This is a genomic window from Mycolicibacterium sarraceniae (assembly GCF_010731875.1).
Taxonomy (GTDB): Bacteria; Actinomycetota; Actinomycetes; order Mycobacteriales; family Mycobacteriaceae; genus Mycobacterium; species Mycobacterium sarraceniae.
Map to the genome: position 1 here is coordinate 4,588,246 of NZ_AP022595.1, position 25,567 is coordinate 4,613,812.

The following is a 25,567-nucleotide window of genomic DNA, read 5'->3' on the forward strand; positions in this document are numbered from 1 at the left end:
CGATAACGAGGGCTAAATTGGAGGCATGGCCAGTGCCAAAGACGTCAATGCGGACTTTGACGAACGGGACGTCGAGGTCAGCGGCCCCAAACACGAGGCGGCCGGGGTGAAGGCCGTGATGGTCAGCATGCAGCGCGGCCTGGCCGAGATGGGGCCGGTGCGCACCCTGGCGACACTGTCTCGGCTCAATCAGCGGCACGGTTTCGACTGCCCGGGCTGCGCGTGGCCCGAGGAGCATGGCGGCCGCAAGCTGGCGGAGTTCTGCGAGAACGGCGCCAAGGCGGTGGCCGAGGAGGCCACCAAACGGCGGGTCGCCCCGGACTTTTTCGCTCGCCATACCGTCGCCGAGTTGGCCGCCAAACCCGAGTACTGGCTGTCCCAGCAGGGCAGGATCACCCACCCGATGGTCCTGCGCCCCGGCGAGCAGCACTACCGGCCGATCGGCTGGGACGACGCCTTCGGCTTGATCGCCTCCCACCTGCGCGATCTGGGCTCCCCGCACGAGGCGGTGTTCTACACCTCGGGGCGCACCAGCAACGAGGCGGCGTTCCTGTACCAACTCCTGGTCCGCAGCTTCGGCACCAACAATCTCCCCGACTGTTCCAATATGTGCCACGAGTCGTCAGGCACCGCGCTGACCGATTCCATCGGTATCGGTAAAGGCTCGGTGACCGTCGATGACGTCGAACACGCCGACGTCATCGTGATCGCAGGACAGAATCCGGGTACCAACCATCCGCGGATGCTGTCGGTGCTGGAGAAGGCGAAAGCCAACGGCACCAAGATCATCGCCGTCAATCCACTTCCCGAGGCCGGCCTGATCCGGTTCAAGGATCCGCAGAAGGTGAATGGCGTTGTCGGCCATGGGGTGCCGATCGCCGACGAATTCGTGCAGATCCGCCTCGGCGGCGACCTGGCGTTGTTCAAGGGGCTGGGCCGCCTGCTGGTGGAGGCCGAGGAGCGTGACCCCGGCAGCATCATCGACCGCGAGTTCATCGCCGCGCATTGCCACGGATTCGACGAGTACCTGGCCGATGCCCGCACCGTCGACCTGGACACCGTCACCGAAGCCACCGGCGTCGGGGGGCCCCAGCTGGAGCGAGTCGCGGGCATGCTGGCCGGCTCCCAGCGCACGATCGTGTGCTGGGCGATGGGCATCACTCAGCACACCCATGCCGTCGCCACCATTGCCGAAATGACCAACCTGCTGTTGCTGCGCGGCATGATCGGCAAGCCCGGCGCCGGGGTGTGCCCGGTGCGTGGGCATTCCAACGTCCAGGGCGACCGCACGATGGGAATCTGGGAGAAGGTCCCCGAGACCTTTCTGAGTGCACTGGACGACCGGTTCGGCATCATCAGCCCCCGCAAGCACGGTTATGACACGGTCGACGCGATCCGGGCTATGCGTGACGGGCGGGCGTCGGTATTCCTGGCCATGGGCGGCAATTTCGCCTCGGCCACCCCCGACACGACGGTGACCGAGGCGGCGTTGCGCACATGTGCGCTCACGGTTCAGGTCTCCACCAAGCTCAACCGCAGCCACCTGGTCCACGGCCGCACGGCACTGATCCTGCCCACCCTGGGCCGCACCGATCGCGACTTGGTAGGCGGCCGCAAACAGGTTGTTTCCGTAGAGGACTCGATGTCAATGGTGCACCTGTCGCGGGGCAGCCTGACGCCACCGAGTGACGAGGTGCGCAGCGAAGTCGCGATCATCTGCCAGCTGGCCCGCACCCTCCTCGGCGCCGACCACCCGGTGCCCTGGGAGACCTTCGCTGCCGACTACGACACGATCCGCGACGCGATCGCTGCCGTGGTGCCGGGCTGCGGCGACTACAACACCCGCGTCCGTCAGCCCGACGGTTTCCAATTGCCGCACCCGCCAAGGGATTCCCGCGAATTCCCGACCATCACCGGCAAGGCGAACTTCGCGGTCAACGAGCTGAACTGGGTTCCGGTGCCGACGGGTCGACTGGTGCTGCAGACATTGCGCAGCCACGACCAGTACAACACCACTATCTACGGGCTCGACGACCGCTACCGCGGGATCAAGGGTGGCCGTCGCGTCGTCTTCGTGAACCCGGCCGACATCAAGGCACTCGGGCTGGCCGACGGCGTCCGCGTCGACCTGATCTCGGAGTTCACCGACAGTCGAGGCGAGTTGCAGGAACGCCGCGCCAAGGACTTCCTGGTGGTGCCGTACGCCACCCCGGTCGGCAACGCGGCGGCCTACTACCCCGAGACCAATCCCCTGGTGCCACTCGATCACGTGGCCGCCAAATCGAATACACCGGTATCGAAGGCGATCGTGATCCGGTTGGAACGCAGGCAGGAGCAATCATGGGACGGGTGACCGCACGCCGGCGGGCCAGCCACGTCATCGACGGCACCGTCACCGAACGCCCCGAGACCCTGGTCGTCGAAGAACCGCTGGAGATCCGCGTCAACGGGACCCCGCTGAGCGTCACGATGCGCACGCCGGGATCCGATATCGAACTGGCGCAAGGCTTTCTGCTGACCGAAGGGGTCATCGCCCGCCGCGACGACGTGCTCACCGTCCGCTACTGCCGCGGCTCAGAAACCGAAGACGGCACCAATACCTACAACGTCCTCGACGTGACGCTGCACCCCGATGTGCCGGCACCGGAGGTCGATGTCACCCGCAACTTCTACACCACCTCGTCATGCGGGGTATGCGGCAAAGCGTCGATCGATGCGGTCCGGCTGACCAGCCAGCACTCCCCCGGCGACGACCCGTCGATCGTCACCGCCGCGGCGCTGACCGCTATGCCGAGCCAACTGCGTTCGGCGCAAAAGGTGTTCGCCAGCACCGGCGGGCTCCACGGTGCGGCGCTGTTCGGTAGCGACGGCGCGATGCTGGCGGTACGGGAGGACGTGGGCCGGCACAACGCCGTCGACAAGGTGATCGGCTGGGCGCTGGAGGCCAATCGCGTCCCGCTCGGCGGCACCGTCCTGTTGGTCAGTGGCCGCGCGTCCTTCGAGCTGACGCAGAAGGCCGTCATGGCCGGCATCCCCGTCCTTGCCGCGGTGTCCGCGCCGTCCTCACTGGCCGTCGACCTGGCCACCCAGTCGGGTCTGACGCTGGTCGCGTTCCTGCGCGGCGAATCGATGAACGTCTACAGTAGGGCCGACCGCATCACGCGTTAGCTGTCAGTGATCTCCCGCTCGACGCTGAGCCAGCCACGCTCGACTGTTGTGCTGAATCGCGCGGGCGAGCAGCCGTGGTGAGGGTGTGGGATAGAGGCTATCGAGCAGGCTGGTGCGGCGGACGAACCACTCGGCGAGCACCGCGTCGGACTCGGTGGCTCCCAGAAATTGGTCGAAGAGCTGGTAAGCCGAGGCGTACCACCAGGGCTGACGGCCTTGGGCCCGGTGAGCGCCGATGTCCACGATCGCGTTCATCATCCACACTGGCGAAAACTCTGATCGCGGGACTGTCTGCGGCCGGGCACACCACCCCGTTGCTGGCGGTTGCGGGCAGCCTGGCCCACCGCGGTATCCGGGTCACCGTGCTGACCTCGCCGCGGCACGCAGCCAAAATCAGTGCGTGTGGCATCCGACTACACCCGCTTCCGCCCGAGGCCGACCTGGCCGACGGTCAGGTCGGTGAGCGCGCCGAACGGGCCGGGAGTGGCCGCAGGTGTGGGATCGTCGGGAGCTGGGATCAATCCTGAAGACGGCTTTCGCCCAGTGGGACGGGGCGGCCGCGATAGCCCTACTGCTCAACAAGTGATCGCCGAGCGCGGGACGCGAGTCCGCGCTTAAGCGCTCTTGTCGCGACGCTCGGGGCGGGCGGGCTTGCGCGGGACGATCGTCGGCAGGACGTTGTCCTGGACGGTTTCCTTGGTCACCACGACCTTGGCGACGTCATCGCGGCTGGGGATGTCATACATCACCGGCAGCAGGACTTCTTCCATGATCGCGCGCAGCCCGCGGGCACCGGTACCGCGGTGGATGGCCTGATCGGCAATCGCGTCCAGCGCATCGTCGGCGAACTCCAGCTCGACGCCGTCCATCTCGAACAGCCGGGTGTACTGCTTCACCAGAGCGTTCTTCGGCTTGGACAGGATCTGCACCAGCGATTCCTTGTCCAGATTGGTCACCGAGGCCACCACCGGCAGACGGCCGATGAACTCGGGGATCAGACCGAACTTGATCAGATCCTCGGGCATCACCTCAGCGAAGTGATCCTGGGTGTCGATTTCAGCCTTGGACTTCACCTCAGCACCGAAGCCCAGGCCGCGCTTGCCGACGCGGTCGGAGACGATCTTCTCCAGCCCGGCGAACGCCCCAGCCACGATGAAGAGCACGTTGGTGGTGTCTATCTGGATGAATTCCTGATGCGGATGCTTGCGACCGCCCTGCGGCGGGACCGAGGCCTGAGTGCCTTCGAGGATCTTCAGCAACGCCTGCTGCACACCCTCACCGGACACGTCCCGAGTGATCGACGGATTCTCGCTCTTGCGGGCGATCTTGTCGACCTCATCGATGTAGATGATGCCGGTCTCGGCGCGCTTCACGTCATAGTCGGCGGCCTGAATCAGCTTGAGCAGAATGTTCTCGACGTCCTCGCCCACATACCCGGCTTCGGTCAGCGCGGTGGCGTCGGCGATCGCGAAGGGCACGTTGAGCATCTTGGCCAGCGTCTGCGCCAGGTAGGTCTTACCGCAGCCGGTCGGGCCGAGCATCAAGATGTTGGACTTGGCCAGCTCCACCGGCTCGGAGCGGGAGTCGCGGTGCTTCTCCTGGGCCTGGATGCGCTTGTAGTGGTTGTAGACGGCAACGGCCAGCGTGCGCTTGGCGGTGTCCTGGCCGATGACGTAGTTCTCCAGGAAATCCCGGATCTCGGCGGGCTTGGGCAGCTCATCGAGTTTGACGTCGTCGGCGTCCGCCAACTCCTCTTCGATGATCTCGTTGCACAGATCGATGCACTCGTCGCAGATGTAGACGCCCGGGCCCGCTATGAGCTTCTTCACCTGCTTCTGGCTCTTACCGCAGAACGAGCACTTGAGCAGGTCACCGCCGTCTCCGATACGCGCCATGGTGGTGAGGTCCTACTTTCCTTCGCCGGGTCTTCGATCGTTGCCAGTTAGTCAGTGCCGGTGTCTGTCCCGACGCTACCCGCTTGCTCTGCCACGGTGCGACACATAAAGCCGTATCGCGTCGATGGTATTCACTTGATGGTGAACATATCGCCTGACACGGCTCTCGTCGCCCCGGAACGCTTAGCCGTGTTTTTGGCGTGTCGCCGCCGTAACCGAACCGAAGCGTTGGGCTGCGCCGAACGCAGAGTCGCGCCATCGTGTTCGCCCTTGCCCACGATACCGTGCTGATCGCCGATGGCGGTTAGGCCACTGAGCGGGAAAGCCGTGGTCACGACCTGTCCGACGTCGGCTGCGCCGGTGGGGTGGCCCTGTTGGTCGGGCCGTATGGCGCAGCCCTGGCGGGCGGCGAGGAGTATGCGGGTCGCTGCGGCCCGACTGTCGCCCAACTGACCGAGTGGGACGGGGTGGCGCGGACCTGGGTGGGCACCGGCTGCTTCGACGCGAACGCCGCGACCCAGCGGGCCGCGGCGGCGCGGACATCATTGGCGGATGCTGCCGGGCGAGCCCGGCAGCCATCGCCGCGATCAAGCTTTCTCGGGCCTAAGCATTTTGGGCCGAGAGCTTCCGGTACTCCAGAACGGTGTCGATGATCCCGTACTCCTTGGCCGCTGCGGCGGTCAGGATCTTGTCGCGGTCGGTGTCCTTGCGGACGATTGCGGGATCCTTGCCCGTGTGACGGGCCAGCGTCTCTTCCATCAGGGTCCGCATCCGCTCGATCTCGGCGGCCTGGATCTCGAGGTCGGAGAACTGACCCTGGATGACGCCGCCGAGCGACGGCTGATGGATGAGGATGCGCGCGTTCGGCAGGGCCAGGCGCTTGCCCGGCGTGCCAGCGGCCAGCAGCACCGCGGCGGCCGAGGCGGCCTGTCCGAGGCACACCGTCTGGATGTCGGCACGCACGTACTGCATGGTGTCGTAGATCGCCATCAGCGAGGTGAACGAGCCGCCCGGCGAGTTGATGTACATGGTGATGTCGCGGTCGGGATCCAACGACTCCAGCACCAGCAGCTGGGCCATGATGTCGTTGGCCGAGGCGTCGTCCACCTGAACGCCGAGGAAGATGATGCGTTCCTCGAACAGCTTGTTGTAGGGGTTGGACTCCTTCACACCCCAGCTGGAGTGCTCGACGAACGAGGGAAGGATGTAGCGCGCTGTAGGTGCAGTGCCCCGATAGGTCTGTTCAGTGTGGTCAAGCATTGGACACTCCGTTGAAGTGGGCGCGGGTGATGATGTGATCGACAAAGCCGTACTCCAGCGCTTCCTGCGCGGTGAACCAGCGGTCGCGGTCGGAGTCGGCCTCGATGCGCTCGATCGTCTGGCCGGTGAACTCGGCGTTGAGCCGGAACATTTCCTTCTTGATGAGCGCGAACTGCTCGGCCTGGATGGCGATATCGGCCGCGCCACCGGTGATACCACCCAGTGGCTGGTGCATTAGGATGCGCGCGTGCGGCAGCGCGTAGCGCTTACCCTTGGTGCCGGCGGCGAGCAGGAACTCGCCCATCGAGGCGGCCATGCCCATGGCGTAGGTGGCGACATCGCACGGCACGAGCACCATGGTGTCGAAGATCGCCATACCCGCGCTGATCGAGCCACCGGGCGAGTTGATGTACAGCGAGATGTCTTTGGTCGGGTCCTCGGCGGCGAGCAGCAGAATCTGCGCGCACAGCCGGTTGGCGATGTCGTCATCGACCTGGGAGCCAAGGAAGATGATGCGCTCGGCGAGCAACCGCTCATACACCGAGTCAGAAAGATTCAGCCCTGGCATGCCTGAACGCATATCAGTCACGACTTGATACCTGCTTTCTCCGGACTTCGTTCTACCCGACCCTAACCAACGCAGCGCGCAGCGCACTCCCCAGAGAGTGCGCTTTCGCTGTCGGCTTTATTCGGCCTTGTCGGCCTGCTGCTCAGAGGCCTCGTCGGCATCGACACTCGTACCGTCCGTGTCGGCTTCTTCGATCTCGATGCCTTCGGCACCCTCGGCCGGCGCGCCGAAGAACTCGGCGGTGTCGACGACGTTGCCGTCGCTGTCGGTGACGGTGGCCGCCTCGACCACCGCGGCCACGGTCAGCCCGCGGCGCACGTCGGCGAACATCGCCGGCAGCTGGTTATTCTGCTGCAGGATCTGTAGCAGCTGATGCGGCTCGATGCCGTACTGCCGCGACATCAGGACCAGTCGCTCGGTGAGGTCCTGCTGGCCGACCTGGATGTCGAGGTCGTCGGCGATCGCGTCCATCAAGAGCTGGGTCTTGACGGCCTTCTCGGCGGCTTCTCGGGTCTCGGTGTCGAACTTCTCGCGCGAGCTGCCCTCGGCCTCCAGCGCCTCGGCGAACTTGTCCTCGTCGTGGTCGAGAACGTGGATCGCGTTGTGCACGGTCTGGTCGACCTGGGCTTGCACGATCGCCTCGGGCAGCGGAACCTCGACGGTCTCCAGCAGCAACTCGAGTGCGTTATCGCGGATCATCTCGGCCTGGTGAATGCGCTTGACCCGCTTCACCTGTTCGACGAGGTTCTCGCGCAGTTCCTCGATGGTGTCGAATTCGCTTGCCAATTGCGCGAATTCGTCGTCAGCCTCGGGAAGCTCGCGCTCCTTGATGGACTTGACGGTCACGGTGACTTCAGCGTCCTCGTTGGCGTGCTCACCGGCGGCCAGCTTGGTGGTGAAGACCTTCGACTCGCCCTCGGACAAGCCGACGATGGCGTCGTCCAGGCCGTCGATCAGCTGGCCGGAGCCGACCTCATGGGACAGGCCCTCGGTGGCGGCGTCGGGAAGATCTTCGCCACCGACGGTGGCGGACAGATCGATGGAGACGAAGTCGCCGGTCTGGGCGGGACGCTCGACACCCTTGAGGGTGCCGAAGCGGGCGCGCAGTGATTCCAGCTCGGCATCGACCTCCTCGTCGTTGATCTCGATGGTGTCGACCGAGATCTTCAGCGCGCTCAGATCGGGCAGCTCGATGTCGGGCCGCACGTCGACCTCGGCGGTGAAGACCAGCTCCTCGCCGTCCTCGATCTTGGTGACCTCGATCTCGGGCTGGCCCAGCGGGGTGACGGCGGTGGCGGTGACCGCTTCGCTGTAACGGCTCGGGAGCGCATCGTTGACGACCTGCTCCAGCACGGCGCCGCGGCCGACGCGGGCTTCGAGCAGCTTGGCCGGGGCCTTGCCGGGACGGAAGCCGGGCAGCCGTACCTGCTTGGCGAGCTCCTTGTAGGCCCGGTCGAAATCAGGCTGCAGTTCCGTGAAGGGCACCTCCACGTTGATGCGAACCCGGGTAGGGCTCAACTTCTCGACGGTGCTCTTCACTGCTGGACTCCTCGGGTCGATGTTCGGTCGTGGGACATTCGTTGGGCGTGTCGGGGTGACAGGATTTGAACCTGCGGCCTTCCGCTCCCAAAGCGGATGCGCTACCAAGCTGCGCTACACCCCGCGCTCTATTTCTCGCGCCCGAATCCTACGGCCCAATGCCTGTTCAACGGCAATCGACCTCGACGATGCGCTTTCAGGTGGGCCGATTGGATTTGATCAGATCGGCGCCGGTACATTTGGGGCCGCGTACAGCACGCGGGCGTAGCTCAATGGTAGAGCCCTAGTCTTCCAAACTAGCTACGCGGGTTCGATTCCCGTCGCCCGCTCTCGCAGGACCGCCCCCCTGGGGCGGTTTTTGCGTTTCGATCCACTGCTGACCGGCCTTGGCGGCGCGGGACAGAGCACCGCATTCACCGAGGTACGCGGCCACCACGCCCACAGCAGGAAGCATGGCCACGTAGCGGAATGGCGCGCGCGGATGGGGCCGCTTCGCGAGTTCATCGCCGATCGCATCGAGGACACCCGCCAAGTTCCACAGCGCTTTGGCGATGCCCAACGGGGTCAACGGGATGCTGACCGGCGGGTGCCCATCGTGGACCACCACCGACAGGTCCCGCCCGCATAGCACCCACGCGAGCAACCTGACCTGACGCCGATAGTCGGTGACGCCCAGTTCGCGGGCCACTGCGCACAGCACGATGGCCTGGCTGGCGAACCCGAGCAGATCCTGAATCGGCAGTCGCCGCGCGAGGACGCCCAGCACGCCGGGGAACGCCACCACGATGGTGTTCAGTGCGCCGACCCGCCATACCCACCAACTGATCTTGTCGTCGGTGCTCAGGTCGTCCCAGGCGAGCGTGCCCGGGAAATCGGCGGCGTTGAGTGCCCAGGAGACGGCATTGGGCGGGGTGCGCCGCTTGAGGTCGAACGGGTCGGTTCGCCACAGCACGTACAGCAGTGGATTGATCACCGCGACGGCATGCCTGAGCGCGTCTTCGACCTCGGCATCGGTGAGCGTGACGTCGGGTGTGGGCAGCAGCTTCACGGTTCCATCATGTCCGATTCCTCGTGCGCTCAAAAAGCCGAGGTTAACGCGCGCGAATGTGATGTTCCATTGGCCTGTTCAGCTGGCCGACGGCGGAAGGTAATGGTGCACCGAGGACTCCCCAGCACGGTTGTCCGGTCCAATACTGCCGTCGCCAGCGCCGGCATCCTGACGTTGGGTGTGGTGACGGCCCCGTCAGACACCCCCACTCACATTCCTCGGGTACCGAAATTCCCGGTCTGTTTGGCCGGCCAGAGCGGCGGCTCACTGAGCCGGCGTCAGCGCTATCGGTACCCAGTGGGCGCCCAGCCCCTCCCCGGGGCAACCGGCTCCACCGACGACGAGGGTCCGCTCCCCCCACATCAGCACTCGCTTGGGCGTTGCGGCCGCCAGATCGTAGTTCGCGAGATCCGAGTCCGGGAAACCGGCGAGGTACAGGTCGAGCGATTCGACGAAAAAGCAGCTGCCCCAGTAGCTTTCCTCGATCAGGATTGGTCCGCCAAACGGTACTCCGACGGCGGCATGCTCAGCCATTGCCCACCGGGCGTGCTCACCGAGTTCGGGCCGGCCACCACCAAACCCTGCGGTCGCATCCACTGGGCAGGTACCGAGACGTCGGGAGTCATGCACGGGTGGGTCGACGGCGCCGTCCGCTCCTCTGAGCGCGCAGCCAAAGAAGTCATCCGGCACGAACCAGCAACTGTGACCTGAAGCAGTCGGGGGTCAGCTGAACAGCACGGCGAAGCAAATCGTCCTGACGTGTAAGTGGCGTTGGCGCACTGTTAATGGCATCGAACTACCGTGCGCGGGCATAGGTTTCGACGGAATGCGCATGATCGCGCCCACTCAAAGCGAGTAGAGTCGGCACCCGTTCTTCTTGACGCAGCTAATTCCCTGAGCTAAGTTACGCCGTGCATTCTTGAGTCGTCCACTCGGTCGGCACCGCGGATGACACCAGGGGGAATCACGTGGTCGAGCGCCGCTTACACAATCGTCGGATATCGCTGCAGATGATTCTGCCCATCACCTACGCGGTCGTAGCGGGCGGCGCGTTGGCCGGCGGCATGGCTATCACCATCGACAGCGATCCGACCGCCGCGCACGCGCCCGCCGTGGTGTTGGCATCGACTGAATTCGCTTTGGCTCCACAGACTCCGGCGACCACCACCGACGACGATCTCTGGTTATTCGATCACAACGCGAACGCCCCGGCGGCCGCGGCGTCGCCCCCGGTGACACTGGCGGCAGCGGTCGGTGCCACCCGGCCCGTCATCGGCTACGGCGGCTGGCTCATCGGCAACGGGGTGGACGCGCCCCTGAATTGCACGGGCGCGGCGTGCAACGGCGGTAACGCCGGCCTGCTCTGGGGTAACGGCGGCAACGGTGCCAATGGCGGCAACGGCGGCAGCGCAGGACTATTCGGCAATGGCGGTGCCGGCGGCAACGGGGCGGCGGCTGTCTACACCGTCGACGGCACCCTGGTCTCCGATGCGACCGCCGGGGGCAATGGCGGACGCGGCGGTCTGATCGCCGGCAACGGCGGCAACGGCGGCAACGGCTCCACCGGCCTGTACTACAGCAATGGGGACTCCGCACCAACCAACGGTGGTAACGGCGGCAGTGCCGGCGGCCTCTTCGGTAATGGCGGAACAGGCGGCAAGGGCGGCGACAACTTCAACCCGTACCGGAGCCAGCAGACGGCCGCCGCCGCCGGCGGAAACGGTGGCATGGCCGGCCGGCTTGGCGGGTCCGGAGGGGCCGGCGGCGCCGGCGGCAACGCGACAGCAACCGCAACCGCAGGAGGTGCCCAGGCGATCGGCGGGGCGGGCGGAGCCGGCGGAGAAGCACAGTTCGGAAACGGCGGTGCCGGTGGAGTCGGCGGGGTGGGTGAATCCACAAGCGCTCGCGGGGACGGTGGCGCGGGCGGCGCAGGCGGCTCCACCCTCGTCGGCGTCGGTGGCAGTGGCGGCACCGGCGGTCTAGGTAGGTCGCAGACCTGGGGTGGCCTTGGTGGCAATGGCGGGAGTGGTGGTTTCGCCGCCGTCGGAACCGGTGGCGCCGGTGGCACCGGCGGAGCAGCACAGGGTGGGGGCAGCACTAACTCGAAGGCCGGAGCCGGCGGTGACGGCGGCGCCACCATCGCGGGAACCGGCGGAGCGGGCGGCACCGGCGGCGCCGCGGAGACCACCGGCTCAGGCAACGCCCTTGCAGGCAATGGCGGTCTTGGGGGCAATAACTTCGGCGGCGTCATCCCGGTTTTCGGCACCGGCGGTCGCGGCGGCGATGGCGGCGACGCGCGGGCGCGTGGAACCGGGAATGCCTTCGGCGGCACGGCGAACGCCGGTGGTCCTGGCGGCTGGTTCCTTGGCACTGGCGGCAACGGCGGCAATGGCGGATTCGCGAGAGTCGATGGTGCGGGAACTGCTAACGGTGGCGCGGGCGGATCCGGCACGTTCGGCGGACAGTTCGGCGGCACCGGCGGGAACGGCGGAAACGGCGGTGACTCAAGTGCGCTCACGCGGGAGAACTCCAAACCTGGTGCCGGAGGCAAGGTTGGCTACGCCGGCGTGGGCGGTCAGTACGGCCGCGGCGGTTTCAACGGCAAACAGCGTTAGTGACTGGGGGCAGCGATGAATCAGACCAGGGCCACACGACAGCCCTATGCCTGGCTGGGTGCCGGTGCGCTCACCCTCGGCATCGGTGCCGCACTGGCATCAGGGAGCGCGACAGCCTCTGCCGACACCGGTCATTCCGGAACGACCTCGGGAAAGGTCGATTCCTCAGTCTCCAACACCAAACCCTCTGCCGCTAAGGCTCATTCGCGCCCGAAGACCCCTCGAACGGTCGCTGGCTCGGCCCGATCTGTGCCCGACGCCAGTTCGCAGCCCTCGAGTACGGTATCCGCGCGTAAAAACGCGGCTTCGACAGTCACCGACGTCGCCGATATCTCTACGAACGCCGTGCCCGGCTACGGCGAGACCTCGTATCTGCCCGACAACGAGGTGGTCGTGCCGGGCGAAGCGGTGAGAGAATCGTTACGGCAGATCACTCAGACCCAGCAGTTGCTTCACGCCCAGACCTGGGGTGCTGGCAATGTCGCTGCCGGGCTGGCTTCGGTTGTGCCCCAGACGTTTTTGGCGCAAGCGGCGTGGTCGCTGACGATGTGGCAGAACTCCATCGAGCCGGTGAAGGCAGCGGTGGCCAACACCGTCGGGGTTCCGGTCACACACCAGTTGGCGCAGGCATCGCTGTTGGCCACGATGCTGTTGCCCACCGTGGCGGGTATAGCTCTGGATGCCGCGAAACTGACCACGCCCCTCGTCGGACTCCTAGGTGCACCCACGGCCGCCGCCGACGCGAGAGCACTGGTTGCCCAGGCCAAAGACAACGGCCAGGTCTACGCGGTTCGGCTGATGAGGACCGTCTTCACCACACAACAGATCGTCTACATCTCGGTCAACGGCGGGCCCGTCGTGCCCGTCTTGTTGGATACGGGTTCGTCGGGTCTGACGATCATCAACAAGTATGTTGGCCAGACGAACCTCGGCCCGCCACAGGGGACGGGCACGGGCAGCTACGGCGACTCCACCACGTTGGTCACGTACAACTACACCAATTACTTGACGACGGTCGACTTCGGCGGCGGCGCCGTCACCGAGCCCTTCAAGGTGAGAGTTGTCGACCCAACCTCCGAAGCTTCCTACCTGAACTACTCGAACGCCGGTGTCGGCGTCGTGGGCACATTGGGTATCGGAGCCAACACCCCGTCGGGCCCGACGATGACAGCGCTGCTGCCCGGCGAGCTCAAGGACGGGGTCTTGATGTATGAAAACATTATCGGCCCGTACGGCCTCGTTGTCTTCGGCCCCAACCCACTTCCCTCGAAGGGGTCGATCAGTGGCGGCCCGATCGGTGATTGGCAGGTGCAAATCAACGACGGGACGCCGGTGCCGCTGCGGGGCAATGTCGATTCCGGTGGCGTCTGGGGCGGCCTGCCGGATTGGGCAGTCGGCGACGCCGCGCAGGAATCGAAGCTCAGGCCGGGCACCCGAGTGTCGGTGTACACCGCTGACGGACTGACGCTCCTGTACACCTACGTTGTCGGCACGAAGAACAGCCCAAACATCTACCCGGTGACGGCGACGATCTCGAACCCGAACACCGGCAACATTCCCTTCCAGCTGGGCCCGGTCTACATCGACTACGGCACTCCGGATCGATTGGGCGCGATGCACTTCGACGTCTGGTAGCAGCTACCGGGGCGCCAAGCACTTCGACTATTTCTGAGCCTCGCTAGCGGCGAACCTCACGGCGGTAGGTCAGCTTGTCGAATTCCCGGCCATATTCGTCGACGGCGGTTACATCCATCTCACTGAGGAGATTGCCGGGGCGCACATCGACCCGGATGAACGCGTAGTTGTGGAACCGCACTCGCGACCAGGCGATGGCCTCGGCCTGCTTGTGACCGTCGGCAGTCCAGAAGTAGCTGTTGGGCACGAAGGTGTCGGCTACCGCGTGGCCGCGGTAGCTCTCCTGCTCGTCGGGCTGGAAGTTGTATCGCCGCCGGCCGCCGGATCCGACCGTGTAGTAGACGGTTCCGTCGGTCTCTGGGTAGACGATCGCATTGTCCTCGGCAACCCGGGTCGGCGCGTTGGATCGGATCGGGTCGGTTCGTTCGAAGGAATGGTTGTGGCCCTGCAGCACCAGATCGACCTGATAGCGATCGAACAGGGGACCCCAGGCTGCCCGCACGCCCCCGTCGCTGGCGTGGTCGAAGACCGTGGAGTAGGCGCAGTGGTGGAAAAACGCGACGATGAAGTCGATAGCGGGGTTAGCTCGATGCGCGGCCAATGTCTTTTCCACCCAACTGGTTTGGGTGCCGTGCGAGTAGCCCTGGTTGGCGGGAATCTCATAGGTGACATCGTTGGCATCCAGCGACAACACCGCGACGTTGCCGTAGGTGAATGAATAGACCGACGGGCATCCCGTCGGCCCGTTACCCGGGAAGTCCAGCCGCTTCAGGTGCCCGCCGTAGCCATGCTCCGGGTAGGCAGCTTCCATATCGTGGTTACCGGTGGCGAACATCCACGGCGTCGTCGATGCGCTGGCCTCGATGGAGCCCAGGTATACGTCCCATACGAACGGGTTGAACTTGTCGAAACCCTTGGGGGGGTCTCCTTTTCGGACGAACTGCGCCGGCTTACCCCCGCCAGTGGGGTCGGCGTAGGCGATATCACCGGCCAGCACGTGGAAGTCGGGACGCGAAGCGATGATCTGGTTCAGCACATTCGTGGCATGCGGGGCCGTCGGATCATTGTCCGCTTTGTACGAGTTGTCGTCGTAATCACCAGCGCTGAGCCCGGGCGGAAACGTCGGCGTCTCGTTGGTGCCTTGGTCCCCCATCATAGTGAACCTGAACCAGCCCAACGTATTTCGCGCGCTCGGCAGTGCGGTGGTAGCCGACCTCACATCACTGACGAAACCGTCACTGGTGCGCCAACGATAGAAGTGCGGCGTCCGCCCTGGCAACCCGTCCACCGGTGCGTGGACGTAGAACTGCTCGGCCGACAGCACTCCCCCACTGCTGTCCGGGATTTGGGTGCGGAGATTGCGGACTTCCGCTTCGATCGTTGCGCCGAGTCCGGGTGTCGGACCGTGGTCGACGAAGACCTTGGTCGCGCCAGGATTACGCGAGAGCTGCGCGGCCAGCCGCAGCTGGCTCGAGGCGTCCGAGCCGTATCCGACCCGCCGGCCAGCTACCCCTAGAGGGGCGTCTTGCGCGTAGGCCCGATGCCCGAACGGTGCGGTGCCCAGGGCGGCCACGGCCGCAGCGGCGGCCGAGCCGCGCAGGAAGTTGCGCCGCGAGACCTGGTGGCGGCGCAGATAGGTCTGATGCCACTCGTGCTGCTCGGCCATCGTCATCCGGGCGGCGAGCTCCGGTGGAATGCCAGTGCTGGGAAACTCCACCCCTGGATCGTGACGCACGTGCCTGCGAGAACGTGGAATCGACAGGAAACTCCACATGAACATATTTTGGAAGGGGCGGCGCTGGGTGCCCACGCTAATCACGACCTGGTTGCGATTCCGCTCCAATCGTCTTCGCATCTTTGCTGGCTACCGTGATCTCCGTAGATTCAGCTGTGATTCCCGCCGGTCAGGAGGCGCGTTGAGCGACCAGCTACCCATCGACGGTGCGTGCACCGCGGGTTTTGGCGCGGTTCGCGACGCCTTCGAGAAGAACTTCACCGACGCCGACGACGTTGGTGCCGCCGTAGCGGTGTGGGTCGACGGGGATCTGGTGGTCAACCTCTGGGGCGGCTACGCCGATGCGGACCGTCAGCGGCCGTGGCAGCAGGACACCCTGGCCAGCATCTTCTCCGGGACCAAGGGCCTGACCGCCACCTGTGTGCACCTACTTGCAGACCGCGGCGAGATCGATCTGCATGCCCCAGTCGCGCAGTACTGGCCGGAATTCGCCCAGAACGGAAAACAGGACATCACGGTCGCGTCGGTGCTCGGGCACCGGTCCGGGGTGATCGGCCCGCGCACGCGTCTGCACTGGCGGGACACCACCGACTGGGATCGGGTGTGCGCCGACTTGGCTGCCGCCGCGCCGTGGTGGACGCCGGGCACCGCGCAGGGCTATCACATGGTGACCTTCGGCTTCATCCTCGGCGAAGTGGTCCGTCGCGTCACCGGCCGCACAATAGGCCAGTACCTGCGTACCGAGATCGCCGAGCCGATGGGCATCGACGTGCACATCGGCCTGCCGGTCGCCGAACACCATCGCTGCGCCGAGATGGTCAACAAGCCACACATCCGCGACGTCCTGGCCAACGGCCAGGCGCCGGGCTACCCCACCTCACTCGACGAGCATCCGATGGCCGGGATGTCGGTCGCCATGGGGTTCGTCCCCGACGACGAACTCGGCTCCAACGAGCTCACCCGGTGGCGACGCAGCGAGTTCCCGGCCACCAACGGTCACGTGTCGGCGCTGGGCCTGGCCACGTTCTACAACGGGCTGGCGCAGGAGAAGTTGCTCGGCCGCGACCATCTGGAATCCGTCCGTGTCTCCCAAGGCGGCTTCGATGCCGATGTCGTGCTCGGTGCCCGGGTCGCCGATCATGGCTGGGGCCTCGGCTACATGCTCAACCAGCGGGGTGTCGCGGGACCGAACCTGCGCAGCTTCGGCCATGGCGGATCGGGTGGCTCGTACGGGTTTGTCGACCTCGAACACGGCATCGGGTACGCCTACGTGATGAACTACTTCGACGCCACCAAGTGCAATGCCGACCCCCGCAGCACCGCGTTGAGTGACGCGGTCTACCGCGCTCTCGGCGTGCTCTGACAAGCAAACTCTCGTTCTTCGGAGCACTCTCACAGGATCGGTACTGTAGACGCCATGAACGGTGTGCTGGTCGTGCTCATCCTCGTCGTTGTCGCTGCGATCGTGCTGGCGGTGGTGAGTTCGTCGCGCGCCTCGGGCAATCGCACCGCCGCCTCGCTGGCCGACGCCAAGGCTGACGCGCGGCGGCTCATCGAACGTCTCGGCGGCCAAGTGCTCAACCTGTCGGGCAACAACGACGCCTCCACCCAGGCGCTGGCCGACGCGTCGGAACGTTTCACCGCCGCCTCATCGCAGATCGAGCAGGCGACCACCGCCAAACAGGCCATGCTGGCCAAGGAAAGCGCGATCGAGGGGCTGTACTACGTGCGTGCCGCGCGCACCGCGATGGGCATGGATCCTGGTCCGGAATTGGAGACCATCGCCGGACAGAAGTCGGCGGGTGCGGTCACCGAGGACCGCAAGGTGCAGTTCGAGGGCCGTGAGATCGAGGCTTCGCCGGTGCCAAGCGAGCGCACCCCGAACTATTACCCCGGCGGCCAGGTAGCGGGCCGACCGGTGCCGGCCGGCTGGTATTCCGAGCCGTGGTGGAAGACGGCGCTGGTCGCTGGCGCCTGGGGCGTGGGTTCGGTGCTGCTCTTCGATGCGCTGTTCTCCGGCATGGGCGGCGTCAGCTACGGGGCGTCAGGATTCGAGAACGGTTACGGCTCGGGCTTCGACCAAGGTTTTGACCAGGGGTATGACCAGGGTCTGGACGCGGGCACCGGCCAAGACGCAGGCGCGGGCGGCGACGGTGGCGGCTGGGCTGGTGACGGCGGTGGTTGGGGCAGCGACGGGGGCGGCCTCGGTGACGGCGGCGGCTGGGGCGGCGGCGATTTCGGTGGGGGCGATTTCGGCGACTTCTAGAGTCTGCTTTCCATCCGGGCGGTCACACTGGCCTCCTGCAGATCCAGCCGACCGAGCATGGCGCGCACGGCCTCGTCGTCGATCTCGCCGGAATCCCGCTCCCGGATCAGCGCGGCCCGCTGGGCGGCCAAGACCTCGCGATACAACGTCGAGAACACTGCGGCCCGCAGATCGTGCTCCTCGGGGTCGGGCATCTCGTCGGCGTCCTTGGAGTGCCGGGCGATCCAATTTCGGATGTCGGTCAACACGTGCGGGTCAAGTCCCTCGGGCGGGTTCGCCTCGAACCAGGCCAGCACCTCGTCGGCCGCGGCGTGGACGGTGCCCTCGGCCTTGAGGGTCTCCTCCCGGTCGTAGGCGCGGTCGTTCTCTTGTGACGACAGCTTGAGTCGCCGGATCAGCGGCGGCAGCGTCGACCCCTGCAGGAGCAGCGTGCCGACCGCCACCGCGAAGGCGATCGCCTGAATGGTGGCCCGTTCCGGGAACGGTTCCCCGCTGGCGATCGTCGGCGGAATGCCGGCCGCGGCGGCCAGTGTCACCACACCGCGCATCCCGGTCCAGGACACCACCACGTTCTCCTGCCAGGTCAGCGAGGTGTGGTCAATCATCGACCGCCACTTGCCTGGTGGCCGAGTTCTCTTGCGGCCGCCGAGCGCACCCCGGCCACCTTCGGGGACCGGCACGCTCAGCTTGCGATCGACGTGCCGGGACAGCACGCCGCGGCCGAACATCACGAACACCGACAGTGGACGGATCACCAGCACGATCGCCAGCACCACCGCCGCGGCGACGCCGACCTCCACCAGCGATTCGTGGGCGGCGCGCAGATCTTCCAGGACGAACCGCAGATGCAGACCGATATAGGCGAAGACGAACGCCTCCAGCAGCACGTCGACCGAATGCCAGACGTAACGCTCCTGCAGCCGGGTCTGATAGCCCGCACTCAACGTGCCACTGCCGACGATAAACCCGGCGGCCACCACGGCCAGCACGCCCGACGCGTGGAACCGTTCGGCGGTCAGGTACGCGGCGAACGGCACGACCAAGCCCTGGATCGTCTCCAGACTCGCGCTGTTGAGCCGGTCGCGGATCCACAGCGTGACATAGCCCAGAGCCACGCCGACCACCGGACCGAGAACCGCGCTGTAGCCGAACAACAGCAGCGGGTTGCTGATGAAGGTGTGGGTACCGGCGACCTGGGCGACCGCGATCGAGAACAGCGCCAGCGCGGCGGCGTCGTTGATCAGGCTCTCACCGGTCAGGATCGTCATCACCCGCTTGGGCAGGCCCAGTTTGCGGCCCACCGCCACGGCGGTGACGGCGTCGGGCGGTGCGACGATGGCACCGAGGACCAGCGCGGTGGCGAAGGTCAGCGGCACCACGACCAGCCACGCCGAGACAGCGGCGACGGTGAAGGCGGTGACCACCACCAGCCCCACCCCGAGGCCGAGGATCGGCTTGATGTTGCGCATGAAAGCCGGGAACGAGAAGTCCAACGCCGCCGAATACAGCAGCGGCGGCAGCACCACCGAGAGCAGAACATGGGAATCCAGTTCAGGTGCGGTGAAACCCGGCAGGAACGACGCGGCGATGCCGACGATGACGATCCACAGTGCGGGCTCAAGGCCTCGCTGCTTGGCGATCGCCGCCACTGCGATGGCGCCGACGACGACGAGAATCAGTTCCATACGAAGATTGTCCCGTCCGCCCTATGAGTTCGCCTGGTGTAGTTACAAACGGGCGTGAACCAAGAAATCGTCGGGGATTCTTGGGTCAGGAAGGCAGGCATGAAGGCGTCAGCGAAGGGGCTGCCGGATGTAGTAATCCTCGAGGGCGGCTTCTGCGATGAATCGGCCGCCGAGTTCGACGCCATCTACGGTTCGCGCTGCTTCCCGCCCGACCCACCAGCGGTGTTTGGACTGCTCGACAGCAAGTCCAGGACAGGGTTCCCTCCATCACGAAGTTCTCGCCCAGACGCAGAGACGCGGCACGAACACGGTTCGCCGCCTCGGTGGAGGCGTTCTGCACCCATCGCCGCAATTCGCTGGGAAGGACGGGTTTGCCGTCGGTGAGAACGTGGTTGCGCCAGTAGTCGAGGAATCCGGCCTGGTGCAGTCGGATCAGGATGAGGTCCTTGAAGTCGTCTGGGTCGATTCGACGGTGATCCGTGGCTAACAAGTTGACTGCGACCGACTTGCCCGCGCCCGGGACGCCGGCGGTAATGATCGCGGCACGACCATGGGCCGGCGCGTCGGGGCATGTGGCGCGGTACTCGTGTGCGACCTCCTCGATCAGCTGATCACTGAGGTACCGCTCCACCGTGCGGGGAACAGCGAACTGCCCCCGTCGTGGAGGGCAGGCAGCTGGGAATGGACCCTATTGCGCAGTCGGCGGGTGGACTGCGGAGCTGACACTCTCGTATTCCTCGTCGCTGAGTAGTCCGAGTTGATGGGCAGTACTCACCTGAGTCCACGTCCCCGGTACCGATCTCTCGTGGGGATAGGGCGCGAACTGGGTGAAGGTGTAGTCGAGGCCGCAAAGTTGTCTCAGCAGCCTGTCGCGGGGGATCTCACGGACTGTGGCAAGCAGGATGACTTCCTCAGGGGTCGGCGCGTCACCGAGCGCGCTTGCTCCGCGCAGCAGCCGGCCCACCCGCGGCTGCGTGGTACGCAAAACGTCGGCGATTTCGCGTTGGGTCATACCCGACTGTTTAAGCTGGCTCGCCGCACGCATGTCTTCAATGCGCAGCAAGCGCTCCTGTGCCCGACGTATCTGTGCTTCGTGGGCAAGGACTTCAACTCTGTGTTCGACGTCAACAGTGCGTTCGATCGTTGTAGGCATGATTCCTCCGTCTGATACAGAGCGTATCAGCTTTTGAAACGTTGCGTATCGCGGACCGCGACGCGAGGGCGGTCGAAGCCGGCTGGCCTGTCCGTCCCGTGCTCGGCGGCACGTCGACGGACGGTGGCGTCGTCATGGCGCCTACGCACCACAAGTGCCAGTCGGTGCCCGGATTTCCGTAGTTCGTCGATCGCGCTGCTGGCCGAGCGCAATGCCGATAACTATGTCAGCCTCGGTTGGCGTGAGGCGCAAGCCCTGGCCCAAATGGGCGAAGAGCGTTTCCCGATGTCCGGGCTCGACTACACCTGGCAGATGGGACACCAGAACACGTTGCGGCCCTCCAGCACGGCGGTGAGAATCGGTGTGCTGCACACCCGGCACGGCTCGCCGGCACGTCGGTAGACGTACGTGCGCGGACGGTTCGGCGCATACGACGGTGCACCGTGGTCGTACTCGGGCTCCACCACCACAATCTTGCCGCGCCGCACGCCGACCTTCATCAACGCGACCAGGTCGGTCCAGGCGTCGGTGAACTCCTCCTCGCTGACATCACGGCCCAGCCGGAAAGGGTCGATGTGGTGCCGGAACAGCAACTCGCTGCGGTACACATTACCCACCCCGGCGATCACGCTCTGATCCATCAATAGTGCCCCGATAGTTTTGCCGGACTTGGCTATTCGCGCCCACGGCACTGCCGGGTCGGCGTCGCGGCGCAGCGGGTCGGGCCCGAGCCGGGCCACGATTGCGGACACCTGCGCCTCGTCGAGCACATCACAGGCCGTCGGGCCGCGCAGATCGGTGCCGTACTCCGTGCCGACCAGCCTCATCCGCACCTGACCGACGGGTAGCGGCATCGGCACCGGCGCCTCGGTGAAGGTGCCGTACAAGCCCAGGTGGATGTGCACGATCGGGCCGCCGTCGTAGTGGTGGAACAGGTGCTTGCCCCACACCGACGCCCGGGTGAAGACCCGGCCGTTGAGGATCGCGGCGTCGGCGAACCGGCCCTGCGGGCTCGACACGGCCGCCGGCGCGCCCGCGAAGCGACGTTGATGCAGCCGGGCGAGCCGGTGAAGGGTGTGGCCTTCCGGCACGGGTCAGGCCGGGGCCCCTGGTACTGGCGGCAGCACGTGGGTGCGCTCGTACTCGTCGAGGATGTCGATACGCCGTTGGTGGCGTTCAGCTTTCGACCACGGGGTGCCGATGAAGGCGTCGACGAAAGACAGCGCGTCCTCGACCGGGTGCATACGGCCGCCGATGCCGATCACCTGAGCGTTGTTGTGCTCGCGGGCCAGCGACGCCGTCTCCGCGCTCCACGCCAGCGCACAGCGGATGCCGGGTACCTTGTTGGCGGCGATCTGCTCGCCGTTGCCGGAGCCGCCGATCACGATGCCGAGGCTGTCGGGGTCGGCCAGGGTCTTGGTGGCCGCGGCGATGCAGAACGCCGGGTAGTCGTCCTCAGCGTCGTAGGTGAACGCGCCGCAGTCGATCGGCTCGTGGCCACCCTTGGTGAGGTGCTCGATGATGGCTTGTTTGAGTTCGTATCCGGCATGGTCTGAGCCGAGGTAGACACGCATGGCGGTAACCCTAACGGGCCGCTACCCCAGCCGCGAGAAGGTCCAGCATTCGCTGGGCCTGCTCGCTTGCTCCACTCGTCAAGAAGATCCCCAACAGGCTGGACACCACGTCGTCGGCCTGCACGTCAGCGAGCAGACTGCCGTCGGCCGCACCCGCCTTCAGCAGCAGGTCCACGGCCCCGACGACCTGCTGGTCGTGAGCAAGGTCGGCGCGCGCCACGTTTCGGGCCACTCGCCTTGGCGCAGAAGCCGGCCGAGCAGCGCGCGGGGCCGGCCCGGATCGTCGGCGTCCAGAACGCCTACAGCCTGCTCATCCCGGGCACCGGATCGGTCGGGCGCCTGGAGGAGAACGCCGCCGCCGGGTCTATCACGAGGAGCACCACAGCGATTGCCGAACTCGACGACGTTCCGAGCGAGACGCTAGCCCACGGTGATGGCGTCGAGGCGTTCTTTGATGAAGGCTGACGACGTCACCGGTGTCAGCCCCTCGACCCGGCCGATGGGCGGTGCCAGCGGAGTGATCAGCGCGTCATGGTTGGCCTCGTAGAAATAGATTAGCGAGATCAGGTCCTCTTCGGGGGCGTGCGGTTGCGGGGGTAACACCCGATGCCGGCCCGACGGCCAGCGCAGCCCGCTCCAGTACTCGAGAAGATCGCCGATATTGATGGTCAGCGCGGCGGGGTCGTAGGGCGCGTCCTCCCAGCCGCCCGCCTCGGAAAAGACTTGCAGCCCAACGGCTCCGGGCTCGCGGTCCAGGATCGTCACAGTGCCGAAGTCGGTGTGCGGCCCGATCCGGAACTGTCCCGGCTCGGGGTCGCCGACGACGCTGACCGGCGGGTAGTGGTTGATGTTCATCGTCCAAGTCGGCCGGTCAGCCAGCGCGACGAACGGGTTCTCCGGCAGCCCGAGCGCATGCGCCATCAGCGCCAGCACGTCATCGGCCAGCCGGCGCATGGCGGCGGTGTACTCGTTGACCAACGTCTGCAGTTCGGCCACCTCGGCTGGCCAGACATTGGGCGCGAACCAGATTCGGTCGACCTCAGGGTCGCCGACGGCGGTCTCGGCACCCAGGCTGTAGCTCTCCTTGAGGTCGGGCGGCGTCTCGGTGCCCTCGGCGTAGGCGTTGGCCTCCGCGCCGGGGGCGATCCAGCCGTGGCCGCCGACCGCCACCGAGTACCGCCGCTTGACCTCGTCGGGCAGGCTGAAGAACTTTCGTGACGCTGCGCGCACCCGGGCAGCAAGTTCGGGATCGATGCCGTGCCCGGTGACGAGGATGAAGCCGGACTGCTGCAAGCCCTCGTCGAGTTCGGCCGCGACGGCGTCGGCCTGCGCTCCCCCGGCGTGCCAGCGGGTGATGTCGACTCCTGTGATCACGTGTCGGCTACTCCGATATCTTCGTTCCACAGTGCGGGGTTCTCGGCGATGAAATCCGTCATCATCGCCACGCAGCGTTCGTCGTCCAGCAGCGTCACGTCGACGCCGTGCTCGGCCAGCCAATCATGGCCACCGGTGAAGGTTTTGCTCTCGCCGATCAGCACCGCGCCGATGTTGAACTGGCGCACGAGCCCACTGCAGTACCAGCACGGTGAGAGCGTGGTGACCATGATCGTCGAGCGGTAATCGCGCTGACGGCCCGCCGCACGGAAGGCGTCGGTCTCGGCGTGCAGCGACGGGTCGCCCTGCTGCACCCGGCGGTTGTGCCCGCTACCCAGCAGCACCCCATCGGCGCTGAACAGCGCGGCACCGATCGGGATTCCACCTTCCGCCAGGCCCTTTCGAGCTTCCTCGTACGCGACCTCGAGCATCTCCAGCGGAGTCATACCGCGGTTCGTTCGGCGGCGATCTTCGATCGGCATAGCACAAGATAGCTCGCGCCGGCGATCAGGAAGCCCACGAAGAACGTGATGTCGCCGAGCTGGGGCAGCGTCCTGGCGATGTAGCCGACGAACTTCTCCTGGTTGGAGAACAGCAGCACCGAGACAACCAGGCCGACTGCGAAGGACGCGAATCCGCCCCAGTTGGCGTAGCTGCGGTCATAGAGGAATCCGGCGATCGACTGGCCCCGGCGCAGGTACTGATCGGCGAACACCACGCCGAGCCACGGACCGATCCAGTAGGCGATGATCAGCAGGAAGGCTTCGTAGCTGGCGGCCGCATCAGCCAGGGCCCACCAGGCGATCGCGAAACCTGCGACGCCGAAGAACACGGTGACCAGGGCACGGGCGATGTGGTGCGGAAGTTTGACCCCGATGGTCACGAAAGCCATTGCCCCGGAATAGATGTTGATGGCGTTGGCCGCAATAGCACCCACCGCGATGGCCAGCAGCGTGGCCTTGGCCAACGGCGAGGCCAGCTCGCTGGTGAACGCCTCGGTGGGGTTGTCGGACAGCGCCGGCCCGATGGTCACCGATGCGGCACCGACGGTCTCGAGGATCACGCACGACAGGAATAGCCCCATCGAGGCGAACAGCCCGGTGCGAGCCGTCGACACCGTGGCCGGCAGATATCGGGTGTAGTCGGCGGCGTAGGGCGTCCAGCCCGCGGCATAGCCGAAGGCGGTACCGACCGTCAGCAGGAAGCCACCGAGACCACCGACGCCACCGTCGACCGCGGGCGCGTCGAAGTGCGATTTGGTCAGGATCACCACGGAGGCGACGGTGAAGATCACCGCGAGCACCGGGAACGACCAGCGTTCGAAGGCTTGGACCAGGTTGTGACCGAAGAATGCGAAGGCTGTCTGGATCAACACGATGATGACGAGCGCCGGCAGCGGCCCGATGTGGAACAGAGTGGACAGGGCGAACGCACCGCTGACGCTGTTGGTGGCGAACCACCCGACGCCCGCGGTCACCGACATCAGTACCGACGGCACCGCGTTGCCCTTGAAGCCGAACGCCATCCGGCCCAGCACCATCTGTGGCACACCGTGCAACGGGCCGCGGGCCGACAGGAAGTAGTGCGCGACCGCGCCCAGACCGGTGCCGATCACGATGCCGACGACGGCCTGCCAGAACGACATCCCGTAGACGGCCACTGCGAGCACACCCACGAAGATCGTCGCGAATTCGAGGTTGGGTGAGGTCCACGTCCAGAACAGCTGACTCGGCTTGCCGTGGCGGTCTTCGTGGGCGATGAACTCGTTGCCACCGGGTTCGACGGCCACCAACTTGTCGCGGTAGGTGCCGTCGGTCTGCACGCTCGGCTCAGTCGGGTCAGCCACTGTCATGGCTACAAGGTTGTACCTGACGCCCCGGCGCGCAACCGGAAGGCGAAAGTTAGTCGAACTTGGGGCGCCGCGATCCGCGTCCGCTTGAGCTCCCAGAAGTGCGTGGCCCTCGGGCGTCGCTGCACGTGACGACTACGGCCTGACCCGCGACGCCGAATTCAAGGACCACCACGTCGTGGCGCGAGTGATGGGGGCATCCA

22 protein-coding genes, 2 tRNA genes and 1 pseudogene are annotated in these 25,567 nt (G+C 66.0%); 9 read left to right on the forward strand and 16 right to left on the reverse strand.

Going from position 1 to position 25,567, the window contains the following annotated elements; all coding sequences use genetic code 11:
• The first annotated feature begins 25 nt into the window (after window positions 1–25).
• Together G6N13_RS22895 and fdhD are read left to right on the forward strand one after the other, a co-directional pair.
• Complete coding sequence (locus tag G6N13_RS22895) at window positions 26–2,353, forward strand: FdhF/YdeP family oxidoreductase (protein ID WP_163700914.1); 2,328 nt, start codon at window positions 26–28, stop codon at window positions 2,351–2,353.
• The gene (gene fdhD, locus G6N13_RS22900) at window positions 2,341–3,168 is read left to right on the forward strand and encodes a formate dehydrogenase accessory sulfurtransferase FdhD (protein WP_163700917.1); all 828 of its coding nucleotides are present in this window, start codon (window positions 2,341–2,343) and stop codon (window positions 3,166–3,168) included. The genes G6N13_RS22895 and fdhD overlap by 13 nt, the downstream gene beginning before the upstream one ends.
• Before the next feature lie 3 nt (window positions 3,169–3,171).
• Here fdhD and G6N13_RS22905 read toward each other — a convergent pair whose 3' ends face one another.
• The 6 genes from G6N13_RS22905 to G6N13_RS22930 form a co-directional block, all read right to left on the reverse strand.
• Window positions 3,172–3,432, reverse strand: coding sequence for a hypothetical protein (locus tag G6N13_RS22905; RefSeq protein WP_163700920.1), 261 nt, complete (start codon window positions 3,430–3,432; stop codon window positions 3,172–3,174).
• Between the two features lie 350 nt (window positions 3,433–3,782).
• Complete coding sequence (gene clpX, locus G6N13_RS22910) at window positions 3,783–5,063, reverse strand: ATP-dependent Clp protease ATP-binding subunit ClpX (RefSeq protein WP_163700923.1); 1,281 nt, start codon at window positions 5,061–5,063, stop codon at window positions 3,783–3,785.
• Between the two features lie 603 nt (window positions 5,064–5,666).
• A complete protein-coding gene (locus G6N13_RS22915) occupies window positions 5,667–6,323 on the reverse strand; it encodes an ATP-dependent Clp protease proteolytic subunit (RefSeq protein ID WP_163700926.1) in 657 nt (218 codons plus the stop codon).
• Window positions 6,316–6,903: an ATP-dependent Clp protease proteolytic subunit gene (locus G6N13_RS22920; protein ID WP_179965175.1), complete on the reverse strand. Its 588-nt coding sequence runs from the start codon at window positions 6,901–6,903 to the stop codon at window positions 6,316–6,318. The genes G6N13_RS22915 and G6N13_RS22920 overlap by 8 nt, the downstream gene beginning before the upstream one ends.
• A gap of 105 nt (window positions 6,904–7,008) precedes the next feature.
• Complete coding sequence (gene tig, locus G6N13_RS22925) at window positions 7,009–8,430, reverse strand: trigger factor (protein WP_163700932.1); 1,422 nt, start codon at window positions 8,428–8,430, stop codon at window positions 7,009–7,011.
• Window positions 8,431–8,480: 50 nt separating this feature from the next.
• Window positions 8,481–8,554: transfer RNA gene (locus G6N13_RS22930), tRNA-Pro, on the reverse strand.
• Between the two features lie 134 nt (window positions 8,555–8,688).
• On the opposite strand from G6N13_RS22930, the gene G6N13_RS22935 reads away from it, so the two are divergent.
• Window positions 8,689–8,759, forward strand: a tRNA-Gly gene (locus tag G6N13_RS22935).
• Here the strand turns inward: G6N13_RS22935 and G6N13_RS26285 are convergent.
• On the reverse strand, window positions 8,714–9,511 hold the full coding sequence (locus tag G6N13_RS26285) for a hypothetical protein (RefSeq protein ID WP_407663949.1): 798 nt from the start codon (window positions 9,509–9,511) through the stop codon (window positions 8,714–8,716). The two genes, G6N13_RS22935 and G6N13_RS26285, sit on opposite strands and share 46 nt — an antisense overlap.
• A gap of 69 nt (window positions 9,512–9,580) precedes the next feature.
• On the opposite strand from G6N13_RS26285, the gene G6N13_RS26290 reads away from it, so the two are divergent.
• The 3 genes from G6N13_RS26290 (at window position 9,581) to G6N13_RS22950 (ending at window position 13,728) form a co-directional block, all read left to right on the forward strand.
• On the forward strand, window positions 9,581–10,189 hold the full coding sequence (locus tag G6N13_RS26290) for an FAD-dependent oxidoreductase (protein WP_407663825.1): 609 nt from the start codon (window positions 9,581–9,583) through the stop codon (window positions 10,187–10,189).
• A 299-nt stretch (window positions 10,190–10,488) separates the two neighbouring features.
• Entirely contained in the window at window positions 10,489–12,093 is a 1,605-nt protein-coding gene (locus tag G6N13_RS25770) for a hypothetical protein (RefSeq protein WP_163700937.1), read from the forward strand.
• 15 nt (window positions 12,094–12,108) lie between these two features.
• Window positions 12,109–13,728: a PecA family PE domain-processing aspartic protease gene (locus tag G6N13_RS22950; protein WP_163700940.1), complete on the forward strand. Its 1,620-nt coding sequence runs from the start codon at window positions 12,109–12,111 to the stop codon at window positions 13,726–13,728.
• A 43-nt stretch (window positions 13,729–13,771) separates the two neighbouring features.
• Here G6N13_RS22950 and G6N13_RS22955 read toward each other — a convergent pair whose 3' ends face one another.
• Window positions 13,772–15,400: a metallophosphoesterase gene (locus tag G6N13_RS22955; RefSeq protein WP_235678117.1), complete on the reverse strand. Its 1,629-nt coding sequence runs from the start codon at window positions 15,398–15,400 to the stop codon at window positions 13,772–13,774.
• A 244-nt stretch (window positions 15,401–15,644) separates the two neighbouring features.
• Here G6N13_RS22955 and G6N13_RS22960 point away from each other — a divergent pair, with 244 nt between their 5' ends.
• Window positions 15,645–16,826, forward strand: coding sequence for a serine hydrolase domain-containing protein (locus tag G6N13_RS22960; RefSeq protein ID WP_163700947.1), 1,182 nt, complete (start codon window positions 15,645–15,647; stop codon window positions 16,824–16,826).
• Between the two features lie 54 nt (window positions 16,827–16,880).
• Complete coding sequence (locus tag G6N13_RS22965; RefSeq protein WP_163700950.1) at window positions 16,881–17,729, forward strand: DUF1542 domain-containing protein; 849 nt, start codon at window positions 16,881–16,883, stop codon at window positions 17,727–17,729.
• Here the strand turns inward: G6N13_RS22965 and G6N13_RS22970 are convergent.
• The 5 genes and pseudogenes from G6N13_RS22970 to G6N13_RS22990 form a co-directional block, all read right to left on the reverse strand.
• Window positions 17,726–19,414, reverse strand: a complete 1,689-nt coding sequence (locus G6N13_RS22970) for a cation:proton antiporter (RefSeq protein ID WP_163700953.1) — start codon at window positions 19,412–19,414, stop codon at window positions 17,726–17,728. The two genes, G6N13_RS22965 and G6N13_RS22970, sit on opposite strands and share 4 nt — an antisense overlap.
• 688 nt (window positions 19,415–20,102) lie before the next feature.
• Entirely contained in the window at window positions 20,103–20,426 is a 324-nt protein-coding gene (locus G6N13_RS22975) for a helix-turn-helix domain-containing protein (protein WP_163700956.1), read from the reverse strand.
• 440 nt (window positions 20,427–20,866) lie between these two features.
• Window positions 20,867–21,658, reverse strand: a complete 792-nt coding sequence (locus G6N13_RS22980; RefSeq protein ID WP_163700959.1) for an Fpg/Nei family DNA glycosylase — start codon at window positions 21,656–21,658, stop codon at window positions 20,867–20,869.
• A 3-nt stretch (window positions 21,659–21,661) separates the two neighbouring features.
• Window positions 21,662–22,141 carry a ribose-5-phosphate isomerase gene (locus tag G6N13_RS22985; RefSeq protein ID WP_163700961.1) on the reverse strand — a complete coding sequence of 160 codons (480 nt, stop codon included), beginning with the start codon at window positions 22,139–22,141 and terminating at the stop codon, window positions 21,662–21,664.
• A 10-nt stretch (window positions 22,142–22,151) separates the two neighbouring features.
• A pseudogene (locus G6N13_RS22990) lies at window positions 22,152–22,328 on the reverse strand (TetR/AcrR family transcriptional regulator); the annotation flags it as partial.
• A 50-nt stretch (window positions 22,329–22,378) separates the two neighbouring features.
• Between G6N13_RS22990 and G6N13_RS22995 the strand changes: the two are divergent.
• Window positions 22,379–22,606 (forward strand): hypothetical protein, encoded by a 228-nt coding sequence (locus G6N13_RS22995; RefSeq protein ID WP_163700964.1) that lies wholly within the window; start codon window positions 22,379–22,381, stop codon window positions 22,604–22,606.
• On the opposite strand, the gene G6N13_RS23000 is transcribed toward G6N13_RS22995, so the two are convergent.
• The 3 genes from G6N13_RS23000 to G6N13_RS23010 are packed head-to-tail and all read right to left on the reverse strand — an operon-like array spanning window position 22,562 to window position 25,367.
• The gene (locus G6N13_RS23000) at window positions 22,562–23,515 is read right to left on the reverse strand and encodes an isopenicillin N synthase family dioxygenase (RefSeq protein ID WP_163700967.1); all 954 of its coding nucleotides are present in this window, start codon (window positions 23,513–23,515) and stop codon (window positions 22,562–22,564) included. The genes G6N13_RS22995 and G6N13_RS23000 overlap by 45 nt on opposite strands.
• Window positions 23,512–23,961: a nucleoside deaminase gene (locus tag G6N13_RS23005; RefSeq protein ID WP_094483888.1), complete on the reverse strand. Its 450-nt coding sequence runs from the start codon at window positions 23,959–23,961 to the stop codon at window positions 23,512–23,514. The genes G6N13_RS23000 and G6N13_RS23005 overlap by 4 nt, the downstream gene beginning before the upstream one ends.
• Entirely contained in the window at window positions 23,958–25,367 is a 1,410-nt protein-coding gene (locus G6N13_RS23010) for a purine-cytosine permease family protein (RefSeq protein ID WP_163700970.1), read from the reverse strand. The genes G6N13_RS23005 and G6N13_RS23010 overlap by 4 nt, the downstream gene beginning before the upstream one ends.
• Window positions 25,368–25,567 lie beyond the last annotated feature (200 nt).